Raw genomic sequence first — 24,665 nt, 5'->3', positions numbered from 1 at the left:
GTGTTAAAAAAAGGAGAGAGTAGGAGCTTTTTTCCAAGTTTTTTAAAAAAAGATGGACTTTTTTTTGGCAAGAAAATAGAATAAAAAAAAACCGATAGCTGGGCTACCGGTTTTTCTGTTAGTTGTTTCTACTAAAGCTAACAGTGGTGTTTAAAATCGCCATAACATAAGTCCAGCTTGATACCCTGCACCTAAGGTCCAAATCAAAACATATTCGCCTTCTTTCAAAGGTTTGACGATTTGCTGATGTTGATCTAAGGCCACAAGAGGACTAGATGATCCAGAGTATCCTATTTCTTTAGAATAGAAGGGTACTTTGTGATCGGGTAGATTAAAGTGATTTTTGATGATCTCAATATTTTTTAAAGATAATTGAGAGAATAAAAACAAGCTGATGTCAGCTGTTGACAACTTGTTTCGACGAAGAAAATCTTCTATTTTATTGGTGGCGTATTCTACACTACCGCTGCCATCAAATGAGGTATCCCACATGGTTAATTCTCCTGTAGCAAAACAAGAATGCCCTTTAGGTGGAAATAATACAGTATTGCAAAAACTGCTGTCCGTGTGATAATGTACATCCACTAACCCTGCAGAAGTATCATCTTTTTCTACAATAAAAGCAAATGCAGAATCGGAAAAACAAAAAGCAGTAACTGGATTTTCCTGGTCAAGGATACTCGACATTTTTTCTGCACAGATAACCAATGCTTTTTGAGCAGTTTTGCTGTTGTTTAGATACTGGGCTACCTGATCTAAAGCGAGCAATGCACCAATACAGTTGGCATTGATATCATAACACATGGTGTCGGGCTTGCCTTGTAAGGCTTGGTGAATGAAAATAGAATCATTGGGAATTTGATGTTCTGGTGTACAGGTTACAAAAGCAATAATGTCAATTTCATTCATGGAGATTTTACTCTCCCTTAAAACACCTTTAGCAGCGTCAATTCCCAAAGAAAGAGACGTTTCAGGTGAATCAGTTGGAACCACGTAGCGATTAGTTCTACCAAGTGCTTCTTGAATTTTTTTCATAGAAACACCCTGGTTCTCGAATTTTTGTATCACCGCTTCGTTGTTTTCTAATTTCGAAGGATGGTGAAAATACATGTGTTTTAGTTTCATACTATAAGGGGTTTTGTTGATAATAAAAAAATAGTATGGAACGAATTTAAGATTAAAATTATTTTTTTATATTTTAATTATGTTAATATTTACTTATTTTTTACGGTATTAGGAAATGAATTTTAGGTAAAAATCACCTTGGTTTACCATAAGAAAAAGGGATAGTCTTAAAGGCGTAAGCGTTGTTTTTAGTTGCTGTAATGGGGATATGAAAGGTATTGACAGTAATTTGTATGCTATTCTATTGACATTGGATAAGTGTAAAATCCCAAATGAATTTAGTTGAAAGAAGGAAGTAAATTTCAGTGAATTATGCTGGCTAATATGATAGATAAAATTGTCTTAAGATTCATTTTTATTTGTTACACTAGGTTTGGTTTTGAGTAACTATTCTTGTTTATTCTTTGGTGTTTTTGCTTGGAGTGGAGTTGTAATGCTGTAGAACATAAAAAATAAAAGCACCAAAAAAATAGAGTAGACAATCCACCCAATCTCCAGTATAACGAGGATTGTGTTGGGGTAAATACCACTCAAAGTAAACGGAGTAAAAGAAGGCAACGCCTAAAATTAAAGGCAAGGAAAGATGAAGGGCTTGATCTTGCTTAATTTTTCGAACAACAAATAAGCAACTAGTTAATACTAAAGGTAAGAAGAGAAAATCATTGACATAATTATTTACCCAAAAGGGAAGATGTAGCTGCGTTTGTTGCAGCAAATAGATAGTAATTGCGATACCTAAGGCTATAAAAAAAAGTATTTTCTTCATCTTTAGCAGTTTGAATTACGATCATTAGGCCGCAATCATCCCAACGAGATATGCAATACCCGCTGCGATCGTTGCAACTACCAGCCAAACCGTGTGTACAATGATATAGAGAACGCGCACAAAAGGATTAGAGTGGTTGCGCAACGTTAAGAAAAACTTTTCTATGGCTGTCGGTTCACGAAGAATTTCTTTTTGAATGCGCTCTTCTTTTACGCGTTGCTGCTCTAGCTGGCGTTCTAATACAATATTGATAATCTCACCACAGTTTGTGCAGTAATCTGTATTCAAATTTTCAGTCTGACAGTGTTTACACGTAATATAATGTTTACTCATGATTCGTTTTTAAATGAAGAGAAGCACCGTTGAATGGTTTCTCTACTGCAAAATTGAGACAAATAGTTAGCGTAAAAAAGAACTATTTGTCATCAAAACTGTTCTAAAATACGCCTTTTTTTGCATTTCCTCTGTTGGAGGGGATAATGAGTTCCTTTAAATCTGAGGTATGATGCGCTAACTTCTGATGTAGATTTAAAATTGCTTTCTGTATTGACCTGGCGAACAACCTACTTTTCTTTTGAAAAACTTGCCAAAGAAGGAAGTACTGTTGAAGTGTAATTCATCCGCTATTTCCATTATAGTGAGTGTTGTATTGGTCAACAAGAGCTGAGCTTCTATTATAATAGCCTGATCAATTAATTCTCCAATCGTTTTGGAGGTTACTTCTTTGATTACTTTGGCTAAATAACGATCGGAGACACAGAGTTCAGCAGCGTAAAAACGAACTTGTTTTTCGGTTCTAAAATGCGTTTGTAAAGCTTCTAAAAACAGCAAGGTTAACTGTTCTTTTCTTGAAATATGTTCGTGTAAAATAAGATTTTGGTGTTGACTAATGGCTTTTAGTTCAAGTAAAATTAAGGCAAATAGATGCTGTATGGAGGTAAGATAGTATTGAAAATCGCTTTTCTGTTTGTTTTTCTGATCCACTAGTTCACATAGGTTGACTAAGGTTTTCAGCTGTTGGTCATCTAATAGGAGATGATGAACCTTGGACGATGCCAGTAAGCTGAAATCGCTTTTTTCGTTTTGTGTATGCGTAATGGCAAAGGTCTTATCAAAACTCAAGGTAATAAATACTAAATCAGGACTGAATTTTTTAAAGTAGATGACAGTTTGTGGCGGGACGATGACCAATGCGTTTTGCCGCAGTTCATGCTTGGTTAAATCAAGTTGAACCGTCATATTTCCTTCAAGAATAAGCATTATGGTATAATTAGCTGTTCGATAGGGGTGTTGAAGGGGATGATCCGATAGGTATTGCTTGAAATCAACATACAATCCACTTTCTTGAAAATCATGTTCAAGTAATTGGAGCATGTCTTGAATGGAATAGTTGTGAATTTTATCAGGCATCGTAAAAAAGAATGGAGAAAAGTGTAAAATCGACCTAGTGCGATACGAATATATTACTTTTTTGAAGGATAAAACAGGTGAAATCCTCAATTAAATGACGAAAAACCTCTTTTGTATTGACTAAAAATTAACGAAATAAAACAATGATACTTTTAATTAGACTAATTCTAATATAATTAAACGTGCTTTTATAACGATTCTGTAGTAAAATTTGTAAATAATAGCATATTGTTTTTAATTAGATTTAATATAAATAGATTTGTTGGTAAAATTATAACTACTTATTGATATGAATCATTTATACCCTAAATCAGAGTTTAGACCGTTGTTTAATCCTCATCAATTTTATTTTTATCAACCCAAGGGATGCCCATTAGGTTTTGTTTTAGGAATGAATTAAAGATAGCAAAACGCATCAGCGTTTTCGAATAAAACGAAATAAATCACTACATAATCAAACAACATGTGTATCTATACAGTTAAAAAAACACTGCTCCTACTACTAGGAGGTATGCTAGGGTGCTTTACTACTCATGCACAGCATTTTCGAGCCCATACAGCTCAAACTTTTCCGGGGGTTTTCTATGGAGATGCCACCGTACTTGACGTGAACCAAGATGCTTATCCAGATTTAATATTCTCCGGAACTGGAGAAGGATATGGATCGGGAAATACGTTTGTCTATATAAATGAACAAGATCATTTTACAGCCTTAAGTAATCAATTTTCACAGATCATGTATTCCGCTATAGGAACAGGAGATTTGGATGGGGATGGGAAGATGGATTTTGCTATTACTGGATTTCGAAAAGAAGAAGGATTTCCCAATGAAAAGGTTTTTGAAATTTACTACAACAATGGCGACAATACATTTACTAAAAAGAATATCACTACCATTATTCCAGCGCAATATGGATCGATAAAAATTGCAGATTTAAATGGAGATGGATTGGCCGATTTGTTGGTTAATGGACAAACCGATGCAGGATATAGCTCTAAAGTTTATTTTCAGCAAGCAGATGGGGAGTTTATTGATTCTAATATTGAACTGCTTGGGACTTATTTCAGTGCGACTGAAATCTTCGATGCAAATGGAGATGGATTACCTGATATCTTGATTACAGGTTTTAGCAATAGTTATGTGCCAGCAACTCAGTTGTATCTTAATCAAGGAAATGGGAATTTTAGCCCCCATGATTCAGGATTAGGAGCGGTTTACTTTTCGTCTATCAGCGTGGCTGATTTTGAGGGCGATGGTGATTTGGATGTATTATTAGGTGGAATGAATGGCAGTATGACGCATAGTCTTGTACTGTATTTGAATGATGGACAAGGTAATTTTACAGCTGCACCTTATGCGTTTGAAGGGATTATTATGGGATCCAGTGCACTTGTAGATTATAACAAGGATGGCTTTTTAGATGTATTCTCTTTTGGGAGTACTGCCTCTTCTGGTATCAAGACAAATATATATACCAATCAACAGAATCAATCGTTTGTTTTGGATGTAGAAAATTCTAATGCAATTAGGGGATTGAATACGTCTAGAGCGAAGTGGTTTGACTTTGATCAAGATGGAGATATGGATCTCTTTGTAATCGGGTATACCAGTGATGGAACAGCAATGACTATGTTATACGAAAATACACTTGCTCCTGTAGTTCCTTCGGATTACTGTGATGTTTCTGTATTGTATGGCGTAGAACCTATTACGTTGGTGCAATGGGCTAATCTAAACAATCAAACGGATGTAGACCCCAATACAACGACAGCTCCAGCACGTTATGAAGATTTTACTTCTATGATTGCACAAGTGCAACGCGGTCAGACGTATACATTGACAGTTAAAGGAAATACCAATGGGAATTTTGAAAATGATATTCGCGTGTTTATTGACTGGAATAACGATGGACAATTCGATATGCAAACAGAATTTTACACCGCATCATTATTGCCTTCTACAGGGCAAGATGAGGTTAAAGTAGAAATTGCAATCCGAGTACCTGATACGGCTGTACTGGGAAAAACACGCATGCGTATTATTAAAGACAATTGGAATATTTATGAAGAAGGAGAATTTGATGCGTGTTTAGATGCAGAATATGGACAAGTGGAGGATTATTCTGTTCAAATAGCAGATGGTACAACTAATCCTGGGGATTATTGTGATGTTACTGTATTATATGGTGTGGAGCCTATTACTTTAGTACAATTTGCAAATTTAAATAATCAAACGGATGTAACTCCAAATCCAACGGTAGCTCCGGTAGCTTATGAGGATTTTACGGCGATGGTTGCTCAAGTACAACGTGGCCAAACGTATACGTTGACAGTAAAAGGGAATACCAATGGAAATTTCGAACATGATATTCGCGCTTTTATTGACTGGAATAACGATGGGCAATTTGATGTTCGTACAGAACTATATCGAGGATTACTCTCACCATCTACTGGACAAGATCATGTAAAAGTGGAGTTTGAAATCCGTGTACCTGATGATGCTGTATTAGGAAATACACGTATGCGTATTATCAAAGACAATTGGTATATATACGAAGAAGGTGAATTTGATGCTTGTACTGATGCAGAATATGGTCAAATTGAAGATTATTCCGTTCAGATTACGGCCGGAACAGAACAACCCGGTTGTACCAATCAAGAACCAGGAATGAATCCTGGAGATACAGGTTGTGTGACGTTTCAATATAATGGATCTACTGTAACGTATACAACAGTTCGTGCAGTGGATGGAACTATTTGGTTACAGCAAAATTTAGGTAGTGAACAAGTGGCGACGGCAGCAACAGATGCTTCAGCTTATGGAGATTTATTCCAATGGGGAAGATGGGATGATGGACATCAAAAGCGTACCTCAACTATTGGAACTATTGCGCCTTCACCGAATACTCCGCGTGGATTAGGACAAAATAACAGTACATTTTATTTGACTGATCCATCGTGGTGGCAAGCAGGAACAAGTACTGATACTTGGGGAGCTGCTACGCCTCAAGAGGTAACAGATACTGAAGGATGTGATCCTTGTAAAGCACTAGGAGAAGGATGGACGTTGCCAACTCAAGATCAATGGCAGGCAATCATTACTGCGGAAAGTATTACCAATATCCAAACGGCTTTTGATAGTAATTTGCGTTTAACGGTAGCGGGTGCTAGAGGAGGAAATGGCGTTTATAACGAAGGATTACGAGGATACTACTGGAGTAAAACAGCTTCAACTAATCGAGATTTTGCAAAGCATTTATTCTATAGTAATATCACAATGAACGCAGGGGCAGGTGCTCCTCGTGAACAAGGATCTGCTATTCGTTGTATAAAAATGGCTCCTGTTGTGACACCGGAAGATTACTGTCAACCAGAGATTTCGGATACTGCATATAGTCTACCTATTTATGAATTTACTCTTGGTACAACAACACAAACAAGTGGAAGTAATACAAGAGTTGAACCTTTATATGAAGATTTTACAGCGAATGTAATACCGGTAGCTAAAGGAGAAACGTATCCTATTACAGTGAAGGGAAAAAATGACGGACAGGATATGATGTTGGTGAAAGTTTATATTGATTACAATCGAGATTTTGAATTTTCAGCAGATGAAGCATTTACTATTGGGTTTTTAAATAACCTTGGCGGTGAAAGAGGAGAGGTATCAGGAACCATCCAAATTCCAGCTGATGCGTTAATCGGAGCAACGAGAATGCGCGTTGTGAGTATGTATCACAATCCAGAAACAACTTGGGTACACTTAGAAAATGTACCTTGTCCAACAGGATATTACCTGGGGCAAGTAGAGGATTATACATTGGATATTCAAGGACCACTAGTAGCAATAACAGGGGTAGAAGTGACCACAGCAAATAATGTTCCAGCAACCATTACGACTGAAAATGGAACGCTGCAATTAGTTGCACGTGTATTACCAGCAGAGGCCAATCAAGCGGTAACGTGGTCTATTGTTGAAGGGGAAGCATTTGCTTCTATTGATCAAAATGGACGCGTTTCTGCTTTAGCGAATGGCGTTGTAAAAGTAAGAGCTACTGCAGTTCAAGATACTACAAAGCAAGATGAAATTGAGATTACGATTGATATTGAAGCCTTGCGTTGCCCTCCAATAGTACTAAAAATAGAGGAGATTGGAGAAGAAAAGGCAACTCTTCGAATCCTATCTGATGCTACTGTTTTTGATGTCGAATATGGAGAAGAAGGATTTGTTCAAGGTCAAGGAACAATCATTGAAAATGCTTCAGCTGTACAGCTTATCGAAGGGTTGGCAGCAGAAGTAACTTATGATGTATATGTACGTGTAGCGGATTGTTCTACGTGGCAAAAAATTAGCTTTGAAACAATTAAAGTAAAAGAGCAAACAATTACTGTAGAAAATGTAACGAAAGTATATGGTGATGCTCCTTTCCAAACAGGAGAATCAACGAGCCAATTACCACTTGTTTATACTGTTGCAGATTCAGCTGTTGCGGTAGTAGAAGCGGGAACTATTATAATAAAAGGGGCTGGTGAAACAGAAATTCGCGTGAATCAGGCTGGGAATAATGAATATTTACCAGCAGAAGAAGTGCGTTTTACGTTACACGTAGCCAAAGCACCATTAGTTGTTCAGGCAACGGATAAAACCAAAACATACGATGGAACACCAAATACTACTTGGGACGTTACATACCAAGGTTTTGTATATGGAGAGAATCCAAGTGCGTTAGCGGGAACGTTGCGTTATGATGGAACGGCAATAGAAGCGATCAATGTAGGAACTTATTCGATTGAGGCAAGTGGATATACCTCGACAAATTATGAGATTCAGTACCAAGCAGGAACATTAGTTATTACCAAAGCAACGCTAGAAGGAATTGTATTTGAAAATGGTTCATTCTTGTATGATGCAACACCTAAATCTATTGAGGTTAGAGGTGAGCTACCAGCAGATGTTCGCGTAACATATGAAGGAAATGGACAAGTTGAGGTAGGAAACTACACTGTTACAGCACAACTTCACGGTGGAGCAAATTATGAAGACAAAACTTTAGTAGCCAACCTACAAATTCGCCATGCTTTAGCAGATCTTGTGTTTGAAGATGCAACTTTTGTTTACGATGGAACAGCGAAGCAAATAACGGTGCAAAATGTACCAGAAGGTGTAACGGTAACGTATCAAAACAATGATAAGATTGTTGCTGGAACTTATACTGTTATTGCAGTTGTTCAAGGAGGAAATGAATACGAAAATACCACCCTTCGCGCTACATTAAAAATTACCAAAGCAGCAATTGAAAATATTCAATTTGAAGGTCAGACGTTTACTTATGACGGAACAGCGAAATATATTTTCGTTTCTGGTTCACTACCTCAAGGGGTAACAGTAGAACACAGCAATAATGGAAAAATTGAGGTGGGAAGTTATGAAGTAAAAGCGACAATAAATGGCGGAAATAACTATCAAAGTCGCGAATTGACAGCTACTTTAAAGATAGAAAAAGCAAATCAAGAGATTCGTTTTGATGAGTTAGAAACGCGAATCTTAGCTGAAAGTGAAGATTTCCAACTTCAAGCTACTACGACTTCTAACTTACCTTTACACTATACCTACACCTATACTAGTGGGCAACCTGCTGCTGAGGTGAGTGAAACAGGTTGGGTAACGCTTAAAAAAGTAGGAGAAATTACGATTACAGTTACACAAGCAGGTAATGCAAATTATCACCCTGCATTGGCGGTAAGTCGAGTGTTGCGCATTGTAAATAACGATGCTTCTATTCACGATATCTGGATTGCTGATGAGCAGTATACTAAACCTCAAAATCAGATTTACCATTTGATGAGTTGTGAAGATTTGAGAACAGAGGTTCCTGTAAAAATTGGGGTAGATGAAGGAGCAAAAGTTACGCCGAGTGCAACATTTAGTATTTCAGTACCTAAACCAGGAATTTACAAACAAACGGTTACGGTTGTTTCACAAAATGGAAAAGTGAAAGAAGAGTATGTTATTGTTGTAGAAAAACCATTTGCCTTTGAGCAAATTGCGGTACAAAAATTCAATAATACATTATTGATCAACAAAAATCCACAGACCAATGGAGGTTATCAATTGGTAGGATTCCAATGGTATAAAGACGGAGCTCTAATCTCAGAAGAACAAGTTTATTCTGCGGGTCCTAAATCAATATTAGATCGCAATGCGGTGTATCATGCTATTGTTAAAACAGCAGAAGGAGAAGAAATTCACGTTTGCCCAATGGAAATTACAACCGCAGTAACACCTGTGATTCAATTGTATCCTAATCCAGTAACGCTTGGCCAAAAAACAACCCTAGAGGTACATGTTACAGGTGTACAATTAAGAGGAATTCCTGTTCAAGTATTCAATTTAAACGGGCAATTGGTTCACACGTTCTCAATGGAAGGAGAACAGACAACGATTTATTTACCTCAAAACATACAAGGAGGAATGTATGTAGCCATTTTTGAATTAAATGGAACAAGAGAGTCAATCAAATTTGCAGTAAAAAAATAAGATGAAGACAATAAAAATAATGGGCTGGGTCATAAGTATGGTACTAGGCCTACATACAGCCCAAGTAATGGGACAGGAAGTTGAAGTTTCTGTTTTAGGAGGATTAACAGGAGGAAGAAAACCCAGTATTGGGTTATCCGATGGATCTACCGTTGGTTTTTCAGCTTTGTACATGCAAGAAATACGCCATAATCTGTCTTTAGGCGTTGGATTGGAAGTAGGAGCGTATCAATTAACGAAAGAAGATTCTAATTATAAAGGAACAAGTCCTTCGATTGATGGACAAGGAGCTGCCTTTGAATTTCGCTATACAATAGCGAAATTCAAAGAAGAACTCCGCGGTAATTATTTTGCTATTCCCATTAAAGTGCAATACGTAGGACCCAATTTAGGAAATGAAAAACTACGTCTTTATGCTGCTGGTGGAGTGAAGTATCAAATCTATACCAAAGTAAAATCAACACAAACCTTGGAAGGAGTAAAAACGAGTGGTTACTATGAACAATGGGATGCCGAATTACACAACCCAACCTATGCTGGTTTTGGAAACCTCGGAGATAAAACAGAAGAAAATAAGCTCAAATTAAACAGCGGTTTTTTTGTAATGGGTGAACTAGGTGTGAAATATGATATGGCTAATAACCAAGCGCTTTATCTAGGATTCTATGGAGATTGTGATTTAGGTGCTGCAGGTCAAGCAGACAAATCCGTATTGACATACAAGGAAAAAGAACAACTTAATAGTATCTTACCTGGTGAAAATGAACGATATAAATTGAGAATGTTCACTTTGGGAATTAAGGTAAAATACAGTTTTGGTTTATAAGATTGTTTTTTAATATGGTCTAAATCTTTTGTTGAGTGCTATTTTATCGCAGCTAGCCTCAATTTAAAAGAGTACATTAGCAGAAATGAAAAAAAAAGCTTGAGTATCTACTCAAGCTTTTTTTATGGCTAAAAGCCATCCACTGTTCAACGTCCACCATTTCTTATTTAGCCTTTAAATGAGTAGCCACACCAATTCTATTCCAAGCATTGATAGTGACCATACACATGATCAGTTGAGCAAGATAAGTTGCACCAAATAATTGTTCCGCTTGTTGGTATAATTCATCGCTGATTCCACCTTGGTGAATGAACGTAACGGCTTCTGTTAGCGCTAGAATTACCTGTTCTTCTACAGTAAATAGTTCAGTTTCTCTCCAACCAGCCAATACAAGTAAACGCCTTGCAGATTCTCCATAAGCTAAGGCATCTTTGGTATGTAGGTCCAAACAATACCCACAACCGTTTAATTGAGATGCTCGTATTTTGATGAGTTCTTTGTGTGTAACGGTAAGTTGTGATTCATCGAGGTATTGCTCTAGTTTTAGCATTCCATCATAAGCTTTGGGATCTACGCTGTAAATTGGTTTTCTCTTTGACATATTCTCTTGTTTTTGAATGAACTCAAAAGTAGAATTTCGTCAAGTAAAAAAACTTCAACCCGTTTAAGAAAAACGCTTTTTTTTAATTTCACTTAAATATTCAGGACTAAAGCCCAAGTAAGAAGCTAATAAGTATTGAGGAATGCGCTGTACAAAGGCAGGAAATTGCTTTTCAAAGTGAAAGTACAATTCTTCTCGACTGTATTCATATAAGAATTTTAAGCGATGTTGAGCTGCGCCACAAGCAAGCTGAAATAGCGTTCGGAAGTATTTTTCCATAATGGGATGGGTGTCTACTAAGGCTTTAAAATTAGCATGCGTAATCCAAAGGATATCCGATGGTTCAACCGTTTGGATGTTGAGGTCGCTAATCGTTTGTTTTTCAAAGGCAAGATGATCGGTTAACCACCACTGCTCAATAGCAAAATCTAACGTTTGTTCTGTACCGTTTTCTTTGATATAATAACTTCTTAAACAACCTTGAAGTACAAAGTACATCCTGTCACAAGGCATACCTGCTTCTTGAATATTCGTTTTTTTAGACAACGTCTGGAAGGTGAAAAATGAGCATATAGACGCTATTTCATCAGCCTGAAGTTGGTTGGTGAATCGCTCAATATGTGCAATAAAAAGAGCCTCATTTTTCATATTAGGTTGTTTGGTATCGATTACAAGCAATAGGAATCAAAGATAATTCTACGAATATACTACATGAAAAATATAATTCAGTAATATAAATGAAAGAAGAGAATCAGTAAGTAAAAAGAAATTTTAAATCTCTATTTGTGGTTTTTTATTATTTTATAGTTAAAAATGTGTGTAATGATAGGTGTTTTTGTGTTTTTGATGTGACTTTGTTTGTTTTGTGAGTCTAAAAAATAAAATAATTAGGTGTAGAATTGATCATAAGAACGAAGAAAAAAGAGGAAGTATGAAAGAGAAAGAAGCTAAAAAGGTAAAAATGCAGAAGAAATATTCTCGTACAATATTACGAGTTAAATTGGTACTCTTATTTTGTTGTTTAGTCTTAATGGGAATATTAGTCATGAAAGGGATAGAGCAAAGTTATACGGTTTGGCTAGCCTATAGTATTTTGGTTCTTGTGGTTCATCTGGTACAGAAAGGGGTTCATCGATATTATCAGTCTAGACAAGTAGAGAGAACAGAAGGAACAACTAGCGCTTATTTGAAAAAGGAAAGTGTAAGACTAAAACCAAAAGGAAATATTGTGGCTGTAAAAAGAGCTATAATGACGGTTACTGAGGTAAAAGCATTGCAAAAATTACTTTACACTCATGTAATAGATACAAAACTTTTTTTAGAAGCTAATTTGACCTTGAGTAAGGTGGTGAATCTGCTTAAAGTTGATAAAAATAAATTAAGAGATTATTTCAAACATTCAGCCTCTGTAAATTTTAAACAATATATCAATCGATTGAGGATTGAGTATGCTATTACTATCATTCGAGATAGAGAACGCGATGTCACCGTTGAGGAGTTAAGCTTTCTTTGTGGATTCAACTCCCGTTTATCTTTTTATCGTGCCTTTGTTTATTTTTATGGATTTGCTCCCTCTGCACTTTTAAAGCGTTAAAAAGGATTATTCATTTCTTGAATGAAGAATAAAAACAAGGGGAACTCCTTGTTTTATTTGTTTAAGTGTAAAAGTTAATTCGTGTATCATTCCTTTTTTTGACTATTTATTCCTTTTATTGATACTTTTTTTAACTTTTTTGTGCTTTAAGTTTACGTATTGATTGTGATGTATACGTTTTATTGTCATGCTTTATCCATTCGATACATACAAAATAAACCTTTCTTGAGATGATGTTACGGACTAGAAAATAAAAGTGAATTGAAAAGAATGTAGATAAATACACGATCAATTATCCCTTTATTTTTCAATAGTAAAAGATTCAATACAAGCAAATATCCAATCAGGGTTTCATGAGAAAAATATACCGAAAAGGAATCGCGGTATTCCAACTTCGAGAAGTACGAATGAAACCATCCATATTCAAATTGACCAATTGTTTCAAACGAAACACTTTTTTAAACTTTGTTTATTATGCCATTACAACATTTTTTTCTTATCCTATTAGTACCTATTGTTTTGTATGAAATTATTACAGTCTATCATTGTGTTGTACCTGAAGCAAAACGAGGCGTTTATTATGCGACTACCTGGTTCAGTTTCTTTGTGGTTATTCAACTAATTCTCTTGGTTTATGAAGATGTATTGTTACATCATGTTTTTCATTTTTCAATTTGGATGTTGTTGTTCTTGTTTTATGGTCCTTTTTTAAATCTCATTGTTTCCAATGGGCAAAGGGATCATCAATATAGGAGTAATGCCTATTATTTTAGTGATTTTTATCGCATCGTTTGTGTATTTATTTTTGGATTATTTCTATCCTTAGTTGAGAATAAGTGGAGCTATGTTGATGAGAGTATACTTGGCATTTTTAGTATTGCCTTTTTATATTATGGGATAATATTGCGAAAAAAAATAAAATTGAATAATGAGATTCTACTAGATAAGCCAGAGCAACAAGGAAAATGGAAAAAAATGCTTCCCTTGATTGTAGGAGGAATATTAGTTGTCGTTTTTTATCTTTTATCTAAGGATATTAAGTTATCAGTTTTCTTATTGCTTCTATTTTTTTATGTGTATTTGACTTTTTTGAGAAAAAAAATGGAAAACGAAGCGAGTTTAATAAGCAATCAAGAGGAGGAAATTTCAAATCAAACAGAAGAATGGAAATTGGCGTATAGAAACAAGGTAGAAGATAGACAAAGTAAGGCACAAGAAGGCCATGCGTTAAAATATGGACAAACTAAATTAAATGATATTGTATTGCAACGCTGTAATATAAAGGTAAATCATATTATAATTGAAAATAAATCCTATTTAGATGCTAATTTTAAAATGACAGACTTAGCATCTAGAACGAAAATATCACGGTATTATTTAGCTCAATATTTTAATGTAGTATATCAAATGAATTTTCGGGAATACATAAATAAACTGAGAATAGAGCATGTGGTGCAGTATATCGAAAATCATCAGCAGAAAGAAGAATTAAGTGTACAAGATTTGTTTTTAGAAAGCGCATTTAATTCGAAAACCTCTTTTTTCAAAAGCTTCAAACATGTTTTAGGGTGTACGCCATTTGAGTTTTTGAGAAAGAATCAATAGTACATATATCTTTCGTTTTATTGTGAATAGATACTTAATAGATCCTCTTTAGGATCTATTTTTTTTTTAGAAGAATTGCAATGAAAATATTTTATGTGTTTTGGAATCAATGTTAAAGTGTATTTCATTTTGTTTTTTATATTATTTATGATTCTTTTTTTAACTTTTTTGTTAATTAAGTTTGTGTGTTGAATGTTTTTTAGATTATTGTAACTGCTTTTATGTTGCTACAAATAAAGACCATGTGGGCATTCAATTGATGGTGAGGATGAAAATAAACGTTAAAAAATAAATTATGAAAAAAAAAGTCTTATCAATCGCTGTAATACTCTTGGCCTCTGCTGTTCATGCACAAGTGGGAATTGGAACTATTACACCAAATCAATCAGCAGAATTAACGATTTGGTCTAAAGCAGAGGATAAGGGATTGCTTATTCCTAGTGTTCCATTGACAAGTACGACGGATCAAACGACGATTTCAAATGGAAATGTGGAGAGTTTATTAGTATATGCTACTAAAAAACAAGGAGATATCGAGCCAGGGTTTTACTATTGGAATACAACCAAATGGGAACGTATCGTTCCTGATTCTGAAGTCGCGAATCTAGTTATTAAAAATTTCACAGCAATTATTAGTAATGAAGAAGTGAAAACTGATTTAGAACAACTTTTTCAAACGACAGGGGGGAATGTGTATTACGATGGAACTACGTTTGAGTATATGGATACCAGTGGTGCCAAACAAGAAATTGATTTCGAAGCGTTGATCCAAGAAAAACAAACGGTTACTACGTTAGTTAACAATAATGATGGTACTTACACCTATACGAATGAAGCTGGAGTGGCAGTTGTGATTGATGTCCCTGCCCACGTGATTAACAACTTTGAAGAGATTGTTAATAATGTCGAGGTACAAGAAGTTTTGAATCAATACATTGCAAATAATGGTGGAAATATGTTTTACGATGGTACCACGTTTGAGTATTTGGATGCAAATGGAATTAAACAAGAAGTAGACTTATCGGAGTTGATTCAAGCAAATGGAACAATTAACACAATAGTGAAAGCGAATGAAACTACTACTAAATTAGTTAAAAATAGTAATACTTCTTATACGTATTATAATGAGAGTGAGGTTGATAGCGCAGGTAACCCTATAACGAATACAGGTGTTACAATGGACTTTCCAAAAGGAATATCAGTAGTTGCAGATGAACCTTGGTATAATGTACATAGTCAATCTACTTGGATTTATAGCGAGATGATATACCGAGATAATTCACCGAATGAATTTTATAGCACGAATGGAGAATTTAAAAGAGTTTTTTCAACTAAATTCGATGGTAAGCCCATAAAAAATATCTTTGTGAGTTTTGCACTAGAAGGAGGTATTTCTACTATTCCAGCATATGTTTCGGCAAATCGAGTTTGGGCAATGATCAATGTAGGAATTTATATTAATGGTTTTTTGGTAAAAGAGTTTATAAATAGAAGGTATTATTTCGGTGGATCAGGAATTTATGCTGGAGGGACTAATCAAGATTACCATGAGTATGCTTGGGCAATAACGATACCAAGCTATGTGACTTTGCGGGAAACGGCTAATATATTAGAAATCAAAGTTGCGCCTACAAGAAATAATTTTTACAGAAATAGGTCGTCAGGAGCGATAATACCTGGTTATTTTAACTCGGATACAGATAAAGTATTGGACATGCAACTAACTGGTTTTAACCTCTTATTATTCAAAGAATAACCCCCTTGTAAAATATTGCGTTGAAGTATTTAGGTATGTTGATTGAAGCCCTGCCTATTTTAGGGCTAACAACCATCAGCTAAGTTTTAGCGCATGAAATAATAGTACTTGTAAAACCTCATTTTTACTGATACTAAAACATTAAATAGATCCTCTTTAGGATCTATTTTTTTTATAAGGAAGGCCATGACAAATTGGAGGCATAGAAGAGGAATAAAAACTGCGTTTTAGGTTCCCTTCTGTATAAAAGAGCAAGAAATTGGACTAGTCTTATCGGTTCTTTTGTTTTTCTTCTCCCATTTTAATCGAGAAACAACTAAAAAAGAAGAGTTTGAAACGCAAGTAATCCTCTTTTTAAAGAGAATTAGTCGAAAGGGGTGAAAGTAGTAGACTAGAAATGTTAATAAATATAATGAATGTGTTTCAGTCAGTAGTACAAAAAAATCATCCATCAGAAGTACGAAAAATAGTTGTGTTCTAATGTGGATTGAAATTTAAATGATGCAGAAGTTTTAAAATAAGCAACCCTATGAATTTTGAGATAATCACTTTGTCATTGTTTGGAGATTGGAGTAAAGACAGGCCTTTTTATTCTGTATTCGAATCCATTATTAAAGGCACTGTATGATTTAATGAAAATGTTTTTTATACTTTTTTGAATAAAAGTTAAAGTGCGTTTCATTGTGTTTTTTTTACTTATTTATTGTTTTTATGATACTTTTTTTAACTTTTTTCTGATTTAAGTTTGAATAATGATAATCGGATAAGATTCTTATAAGGATTGTCACCCAAGGTTTAGATAAGATGAACTACTTGTAAAAGAACCTTAATCGATGAAAAGAATCAAGTAATAAAAAGAAAAATAAATTGATAAATATGAAAAGAAAATTACTATCAATCGCCATGTTGCTTTTAGCTTCCACCATTCAGGCGCAGGTAGGTATTGGAACAGTAACCCCAAACAAATCAGCTGAATTGACGCTGTGGTCTAATGATAAGGGATTGCTTATTCCTAATATTCCACTAGAAAGTACCACAGATAGGACAACTATTGCAAATGGAAATGTAGAAAGTTTATTAGTATATGCTACTATAAAACAAGGTGATATTGAGCCCGGTTTTTACTATTGGGATAAAACGAAATGGACGCGTATTGTAGCCGATACTGATATTGCGAAATTGGTAATCAATAATTTTACGGAGATTGTTAATAATGAGAACGTAAGATATGAAATTGAACAGATCTTTAAAACCATTGGAGGTAATGTGTATTATGATGGTACTCAATTTGAGTATATGGATAGTGAAGGGGTAAAACACGTCATTAATTTTGCTGAGCTTGTTCAGGCTAATGAAACCTTAACTATTTTAGGCTATGATGCAGTAGTAGGTATATTAACGTATCAGGATGAAAATGGCGATAGTATAGCGGTTGACATTAAAGGAGCGGTTAAGTCTTTTGAAACAGTAACGAGTGTTACCAGTGATGCGAATGCAGGAACTATTACGTTCAAAGATGAAAGTGGGGTTGAAACTGTTTTGAACATCCGTCAGTTGGTTCAAAACAATGAAACCTTAACCGTTTTAGATTATAATGTAACAACGGGTACCTTAACGTATCAAGATGAAAGAGGAAATACGGTAACAGTTGACATCAAAGGAGCGGTTAAGTCTTTTGAAACAGTAACCAGTATAGCAAGCGATCCTAATGCAGGAACTATTACGTTCAGTGATGAAAAAGGAATAAATGCAGTGTTGGATATTAATCAGCTGATTGCACTTAGTGAAACGTTGACTATTTTATCTTACAACGAAACGACAGGGATTTTGCGCTATCAAGATGAAAAAGGAAATACGACAGATGTTGATATTAAAGGAGCGGTAAGATTTCATGAAACCTTAACTGTTTTGGGCTATAATACTACTACAGGAGCATTAACCTATCAAGATGAAAAAGGAAATACAGTAGTAGTAGATATTAAAGCGGCTATCAAATCTTTCGAAACGGTTACAAGTGTAACGAGTAATGAAACAGCTGGAACTATAACCTATAAAGACGAAAGAGGAAGTGATACTGTTTTAAATATCACCCCTATCGTTAAAGCAACTGAAACATTGACTATTCTAGGCTATGATGCAACAACAGGAACCTTGACTTATCAAGATGAAAAAGGGGATACTTCAACAGTTGATATCAAAGGTGCAGTTCATACGTTTGAGACTGTTACCAGTATAACTAGTAATAATGCAAATGGAACTATTACATTCAAAGACGAAAAAGGCGTTGATACAATAGTGAATATTAATCAGTTGGTAACGTTGACTGAAACGCTGACTGTTTTAACGTATGATCCAACAACTGGAATATTAACGTATATAGATGAGGTTGGGGATATTTCAACAATGGATATCAAAGCTGTTATTAAAACCAATGAAACACTAACTGTTTTAGGCTATGATGCAACAACAGGATCATTAACGTATAAAGATGAAGCCGGAAATACGTCCATTGTTGATATCAAATCAGCTGTTCAAACACATGAAACCTTAACTGTTTTAGGGTATGATACAGCTACAGGAACGTTAACGTATAAGGATGAGAAAGGAAATACAACAACAGTCGATGTCAAAGCAGCTGTTCAAGCCTATGAAACATTAACGGTTTTAGCTTATAATGAAACTACAGGGATGTTGACGTATAAGGATGAAAAGGGGATTACGGCAACGGTAGATTTAAAATCGGCGATTAAAGCACATGAAACGGTTACCAAATTGGTCGATAATAACAACGGAACCTTGACCTATTATAATGAAAGTGAGATAGATGTTACAGGTACGCCTATTGCCAATACAGGACTTACATTTAGAATACCTAAAACAGAATCATACGAGTTAACGAATGTTTTAACCCCTGGAAATGCGCAAAGTTTTCCAAGCGAATGGGATTATGAGACCATGGTTAATGACTATAATGGAACAGATTTTTATGCCTTGACGCAAGCAACTCCGCTTACTATTTTTACTAGTTATTTCGATACCAATTCGAATCCAGGCGATACAAAATTTATGAATTTTGACTTCTTTGTGGAATGTACTGCCTTAACGATTGGCAACACAAATCCCAATAAACAAGTTTTAACAGAACTAGAGGTCCAGGTTTTAATTAATGATGTTTTAGTGAAAAGGTTTTTTCCTTTGAGATACACGTTTGGAAAAGAGGAAGGATATGAGCAAAATCATATTAGACATTATGGAGGAATACTATCATATTCAGATAGTTTAAATCTTATTCCAACGAATAATAAATTAGAAATTAGAATTTGTCCTACACGAACTAGTTTTTACAATAATGAAGGAACGCGAACTGGTTCTTTCTTGAGGGGGTCTAAGACGTTATCTATAAAGGTTTTAGATCCTATATTTCACATTTTTGAAAAACAATAACGCTATGAAAAAGTACGTTCAAGTATTTGTGTGTTTTTTGGTCGGAGTCATGCCCATTTTTGGGCAGGCTCCATTCCAAAAAGCAATGGTTAATCAAGGTACGCTAACAATTACTCCTGAAGCGGTAGTTAGTACGAGCTATGATTTTGACAACACAGCAAGTGGAGTCATAAAGAATGATGGAACGACCTATTATTACGGTAATTTCAACAATGATAATCTATATTATTACAACGATCAGCTTCCAACAGCACAAGCAATTTTCACTCCTTTAGAAGGTACTCAAGGAGCTCAACAAATCACGGGGGATAAACCTTCAGATTTTTATGATGTTGTTTTTGATAATCCTACACCAATTATGGGATTTGATGTGAAGACGGAGATGAATGTTAAGGGAAGTGCTGATTTTCGAGAGGGAATCGTACAGGTAGATTCATTGGCAGGGATGTTGACCTTCCACCCAGGTGCTAAGGCTATGAACCCTTCTGATCAAAGCCATGTTGAAGGCTATGTTGAGAAAATAGGTAAAGAAAATTTTGCGTTTCCTATTGGAGATAAAGGGGTGTACCGCCATGCTAGGATAGCTGCCATTCCAAGTGAGAAACAAGCCTACCAAAGTAAGTACATCTTAAATGATCATGAATTTTTTCGCCAACACAATAAAATGGATCGACCAATAGTGGCGCTCAACACAAAAGAATATTGGAAATTAGAGAAGCCCAATACTGCCCAAGGCGAGATTTTATTGACGTTGAGTTGGGATACTCGTACGACCATTCCTGAAGTTTTAACAGGAGATATAAACAACTTACACATTGTTCGTTGGGATGATGCAAGAGGTATGTGGGTTGATCAAGGTGGAGTTACTTCTGTCGATTTGAAAGAGGTCACTACAGCTGTATCAGGTTCGGGGTATTTTACCTTGGCTACGGTTTTACCTTTTTCTACGGAGGATAATGAAATTATTATTTACAATCTTGTTTCACCTAATGGGGATGAAAAGAATGATTATTTCTATATAGAAAACATTCAGATGTACCCGAATAATCAGGTGGAGATTTACAATCGTTGGGGGGTTAAAGTATACGAGACTACAAATTATGATTCTGCGGATAATGTATTTCGTGGTTATTCAGAAGGACGTGTGACAATCAATAAAGATAAAGCTCTGCCAACGGGTACCTATTTCTATATTGTTACCTATGAAATTAAGGATCAAAGTGGTTCTAACGTTGTTAAGAAATCAGGATATCTGCATTTAGAAACAGAATAAAAATAGAAGAGCAGTGGAAAAGAAGACAATATATTATGGACTAAGTTTAGTAGTACTAAGCTTTTTGTCCCCCTTGGTGCATGCCCAACAAGATCCTCAGTACACCCATTATATGTACAATCACTCAAACATTAATCCGGCTTATGCGGGAAGCACAGAGGGATTACAACTTTTTGGGTTGTATCGTACGCAATGGGTTGGCCTTGATGGCGCACCAAAAACGGCTACTCTTTCAGCTACTACGCCTTTGGGGACTAGTGGCTTGGGGTTAGGTGTAAATTTTACCAATGATCGAATTGGTGTGATGAATGAAAATACACTATCGATTGATTTATCGTATGCAATTAATTTGAATTACAATTATAAATTAGCTTTTGGGTTAAAAGGAAGCGGTAGTTTATTAGATGTCACTTATAGTGATTTGAAAATTTATGATGGAACAGATCCCGTAGCAGCAACCGATATTAGCAATTCATTTACCCCTAATTTGGGAGCGGGATTGTTCTTGTATTCAGATAAATCCTATGTAGGGGTTTCAGCACCTAATTTGTTTACGCAAGCTCGTTATGATGATAATCAGTTGAATACACTGAATCAAAAGTTACACTTGTATGTTACAGGAGGATATGTATTTGATTTGAATACGAATTTACAGTTTAAACCAGCGGCTATGATTAAGATGGAAGAAGGCTCGCCGCTTCAGGTAGATGTTAGTGCGAATTTTATGTTTATGGAGAAGTTTACCTTAGGAGCGGCTTACCGCTGGGATGCCTCAGTGAGTGGATTGGTAGGATTTCAAGTTTCCAAGAACTTGATGCTTGGTTATAGTTATGATGCAGATACATCGAGGTTGGCGCATTATAATTCGGGATCGCATGAGGTTTTTCTTCGCTTTAATTTGTTTAACAGCCATAAGCGCATTGCTGCGCCGAGGTTCTTTTAAAAGATGAAAATGATGGTAAGAGAACTACATATAGGATTACTGAGCTTATTTATCAGCATGGGAACCGTCGGTTATAGTCAAGTAAAGAAAGAAAAATTGGCTAATGAAAGGTATGATGATATGGCATATGCCAATGCAATTGAACTATACGAGAATATGGCTAAGAAAGGATATGTCAATACTTCGATCTTACAGAAATTAGGAGACTCGTATTACTTTAATGGCAAACTTGCTCAAGCCAATCAATGGTATACCGAATTATTTGAAGGAGAATATAAAGGCAAGGATTTGAAAGCATTGCCTTCTGAATATTATTATCGCTATGCTCAAACGCTAAAAAGCATTGAGGACTATAAGAAGTCTTTGGAATTTATGAATGCATTTGCGGCTATGGAACAGAGTGACTCCCGTACAGTGTTGTATAACAAGAATCGAGATTACCTGTCTCATATTGAAAATCATTCCGATTTGTTTGAGATGAAGCCATTGAGTATTAATACGGAATATTCAGATTATGGAGGTAGTATGTTGGGAGATAATCTAGTATTTACTTCCGCACGTGCTACACCTAAGGTGAAGGATAGTCAATTACATCCCTGGACCAATGAGAGCTATACGAGTTTGTATCAAGTTAAAGTAAGCCCAGAGGGCTTGGGAGTACCAGAACGATTTTCTACGACTTTGGATTCTCAAGTAAATGATGCAACTGCTGTTTTTACTGCTGATGGAAAGACGATGTACTTTACACGTAACAATTCCAAGCACAATGGAAAGAGCAAACAAAATAAAGAACAAACCTCGATGTTGAAGATCTATAAGGCAGTAAAGCAAGGGGATGGGCAGTGGGGACAGGTAGAAGCATTGCCGATAAATTCGGACAATTACAATACCGCTCATCCCGCTTTATCTCCTGATGGGAAGTGGTTGTATTTTGCCTCTGATCGCCCAGAAAGCATAGGAGAGTCTGATTTATATCGCGTGGCGTTGTATTCCAATGGAAGTTATGGACCCGTGGAAAGTTTAGGAATGGGAATCAATACGGCAGGACGTGAGAGTTTCCCTTTTATTTCCTCAGATTCTCAGCTGTATTTTTCATCTAATGGTCATCCTGGATTAGGGGGATTGGATGTTTTTGTAGCTAAACTTTATCCTGACGGAACTCTTGGACCCGTAGTGAATATGGGGAAACCTATTAATAGCTCGATGGATGATTTTGGTTTTTACTTTGATCCCAAAGAAAAGAAGGGATTTGTGAGCTCAAACCGCGCTGGAGGACATGGATCGGATGATATCTACTTAGTTGCAGAAAAACCGTGTACGCAAATCATTGAAGGAAAAGTATACGATAAACGCACCCAAGGAGTGTTGTCAAATGCTAAAGTGATTATCTCTGATGCGCAATACCAATATGTCGATACTTTACGTACCAACAATCGCGGTTACTACAACAGTGAATTGTTGAACTGTGGAACTAAATATCGCATTAAGGTTGAATATCCTTCTTATAATACAGTTGAAGTAGTCTTTAATGCGGATCAGAAGCCAGGTATTAAGACAATGGATATTGGTTTAGAAGAAGTCATTATTCCAATTGAAGTAGATGACGATTTGTTTAAAACATTAGATCTAGAGCCAATTTACTTTGATTTTGACAGTGCAGTGATTCGTTATGATGCTTCGATTGAGCTGATGAAAATAGTGGAGTTGATGATGAAATATCCGAAGCTAAAGATTGATGTTCGTTCTCATAGTGACAGTAAAGGAAATGACGCCTATAACTTGAAATTATCTGATCGACGTGCAAAATCTACGATTGACTGGATGGTGAAGCAAGGCATAGCTGCTAATCGTTTAAGCGGTAGAGGCTATGGAGAAACGCGTTTGTTGAACAAATGCAGTAATGGAGTTCCTTGTAGTGAATTAGAACACCAAGAAAATAGACGAAGCGAATTTATCGTCATAGAAAAGTAAGTGGTAAATAATGCAAGCTACTTTTAGGTCATCGCGCTGTGAGATGTAAAATAAACAGCTGGAGTACAGAAAGCTCCACTATTTGGAGCTTTCTACTTTTTGTAAGAAAATAAAAATATTCAAAGCCAAGAAAAACAAGAGTAGTAACAAAGAAAATAGCATGATTTTCAGATTGGCAAGAATTAAATTTAAATCAACAAAAAATAGTTGGTTAATCTATTTATCGTTCTTTGAATGACTGTATAGCGTTGAAATTAATAATTGATTTGTATAGATAAAAGGTGCTATGAGCTGTTGGTAACAGTATAGTAAATGAATAAAAATGAACAGTAGTGTGGTGTTTAAATGGTAAAAATATTTTATTTTTTTAAGTACTCGTATTACTTTGAGGATGTAGGTGTTTGATAATTGACAAAGAATAAGAAGGTAAATTGTAGGTGAATTTTAAATAATTGTTCTACTTTTTTTAAAAATAACTTGTTTGTTTTGAATGAATGGAGGGAGTCGGTAAACAAAACACTACTGTAATTTTAAGCGAATTGATCAATTGGTTTGACTGTTTACTAATTTGCTAGTATCACCTTTTTTTATTTACACTTTAGTGTTGAAATTTTTTGCTGTTTTTTGAATTTTGTTCAGTGAAAAAGGAAAAAGTATAACCTATTTACAAGATTATTTCTAGTTGTTTAGCGGATTGTTCTCCTGTTTTCGAAGTGAAAAACTGAAGGACTAACGATGTAGTGATAGGATATCAATACATTGAAAAATCAGCAGCTTGTCATTGTTTATGTTGTTATAATCAGGAGAATTGCT

At 35.5% G+C, this 24,665-nt stretch carries 15 protein-coding genes; 9 read left to right on the top strand and 6 right to left on the bottom strand.

Annotated elements, in window-relative coordinates; translation table 11 throughout:
• Positions 1–150: 150 nt before the first annotated feature.
• The 4 genes from ACUTSE_RS13035 to ACUTSE_RS13020 form a co-directional block, all read right to left on the bottom strand.
• Positions 151–1,125 carry a 3-oxoacyl-ACP synthase III family protein gene (locus tag ACUTSE_RS13035; RefSeq protein ID WP_445640532.1) on the bottom strand — a complete coding sequence of 325 codons (975 nt, stop codon included), beginning with the start codon at positions 1,123–1,125 and terminating at the stop codon, positions 151–153.
• A 397-nt stretch (positions 1,126–1,522) separates the two neighbouring features.
• Complete coding sequence (locus ACUTSE_RS13030) at positions 1,523–1,891, bottom strand: hypothetical protein (protein WP_445640531.1); 369 nt, start codon at positions 1,889–1,891, stop codon at positions 1,523–1,525.
• Positions 1,892–1,915: 24 nt separating this feature from the next.
• Positions 1,916–2,224 carry a hypothetical protein gene (locus tag ACUTSE_RS13025; protein WP_002990802.1) on the bottom strand — a complete coding sequence of 103 codons (309 nt, stop codon included), beginning with the start codon at positions 2,222–2,224 and terminating at the stop codon, positions 1,916–1,918.
• Between the two features lie 195 nt (positions 2,225–2,419).
• The gene (locus ACUTSE_RS13020) at positions 2,420–3,301 is read right to left on the bottom strand and encodes an AraC family transcriptional regulator (protein ID WP_445640530.1); all 882 of its coding nucleotides are present in this window, start codon (positions 3,299–3,301) and stop codon (positions 2,420–2,422) included.
• Positions 3,302–3,812: 511 nt separating this feature from the next.
• Between ACUTSE_RS13020 and ACUTSE_RS13015 the strand changes: the two genes are divergently transcribed.
• Together ACUTSE_RS13015 and ACUTSE_RS13010 are read left to right on the top strand one after the other, a co-directional pair.
• Positions 3,813–9,839 carry a GEVED domain-containing protein gene (locus ACUTSE_RS13015; RefSeq protein ID WP_445640529.1) on the top strand — a complete coding sequence of 2,009 codons (6,027 nt, stop codon included), beginning with the start codon at positions 3,813–3,815 and terminating at the stop codon, positions 9,837–9,839.
• 1 nt (position 9,840) lies between these two features.
• Positions 9,841–10,665 (top strand): hypothetical protein, encoded by an 825-nt coding sequence (locus ACUTSE_RS13010; RefSeq protein ID WP_445640528.1) that lies wholly within the window; start codon positions 9,841–9,843, stop codon positions 10,663–10,665.
• Between the two features lie 163 nt (positions 10,666–10,828).
• On the opposite strand, the gene ACUTSE_RS13005 is transcribed toward ACUTSE_RS13010, so the two are convergent.
• Both ACUTSE_RS13005 and ACUTSE_RS13000 read right to left on the bottom strand, forming a co-directional pair.
• Positions 10,829–11,266: a carboxymuconolactone decarboxylase family protein gene (locus ACUTSE_RS13005; protein WP_002990819.1), complete on the bottom strand. Its 438-nt coding sequence runs from the start codon at positions 11,264–11,266 to the stop codon at positions 10,829–10,831.
• Positions 11,267–11,329: 63 nt separating this feature from the next.
• Positions 11,330–11,914, bottom strand: a complete 585-nt coding sequence (locus tag ACUTSE_RS13000; protein ID WP_445640527.1) for a Crp/Fnr family transcriptional regulator — start codon at positions 11,912–11,914, stop codon at positions 11,330–11,332.
• A gap of 283 nt (positions 11,915–12,197) precedes the next feature.
• Between ACUTSE_RS13000 and ACUTSE_RS12995 the strand changes: the two genes are divergently transcribed.
• The 7 genes from ACUTSE_RS12995 (at position 12,198) to ACUTSE_RS12965 (ending at position 23,852) form a co-directional block, all read left to right on the top strand.
• A complete protein-coding gene (locus tag ACUTSE_RS12995) occupies positions 12,198–12,860 on the top strand; it encodes a helix-turn-helix domain-containing protein (RefSeq protein ID WP_445640526.1) in 663 nt (220 codons plus the stop codon).
• A 474-nt stretch (positions 12,861–13,334) separates the two neighbouring features.
• The gene (locus ACUTSE_RS12990) at positions 13,335–14,465 is read left to right on the top strand and encodes a helix-turn-helix domain-containing protein (protein WP_445640525.1); all 1,131 of its coding nucleotides are present in this window, start codon (positions 13,335–13,337) and stop codon (positions 14,463–14,465) included.
• Between the two features lie 295 nt (positions 14,466–14,760).
• Positions 14,761–16,221 (top strand): hypothetical protein, encoded by a 1,461-nt coding sequence (locus tag ACUTSE_RS12985; RefSeq protein WP_445640524.1) that lies wholly within the window; start codon positions 14,761–14,763, stop codon positions 16,219–16,221.
• An 876-nt stretch (positions 16,222–17,097) separates the two neighbouring features.
• Positions 17,098–19,665, top strand: coding sequence for a hypothetical protein (locus ACUTSE_RS12980; protein ID WP_445640523.1), 2,568 nt, complete (start codon positions 17,098–17,100; stop codon positions 19,663–19,665).
• Positions 19,666–19,669: 4 nt separating this feature from the next.
• Positions 19,670–20,938, top strand: a complete 1,269-nt coding sequence (locus ACUTSE_RS12975; protein WP_445640522.1) for a gliding motility-associated C-terminal domain-containing protein — start codon at positions 19,670–19,672, stop codon at positions 20,936–20,938.
• A 28-nt stretch (positions 20,939–20,966) separates the two neighbouring features.
• Positions 20,967–21,881: a PorP/SprF family type IX secretion system membrane protein gene (locus ACUTSE_RS12970; protein WP_445640553.1), complete on the top strand. Its 915-nt coding sequence runs from the start codon at positions 20,967–20,969 to the stop codon at positions 21,879–21,881.
• 9 nt (positions 21,882–21,890) lie between these two features.
• Entirely contained in the window at positions 21,891–23,852 is a 1,962-nt protein-coding gene (locus ACUTSE_RS12965; protein ID WP_445640552.1) for an OmpA family protein, read from the top strand.
• Positions 23,853–24,665 lie beyond the last annotated feature (813 nt).

The organism is Myroides sp. TSA_177.3 (genome assembly GCF_052691955.1).
This window is presented reverse-complemented; position numbering and strand designations above follow the sequence as displayed.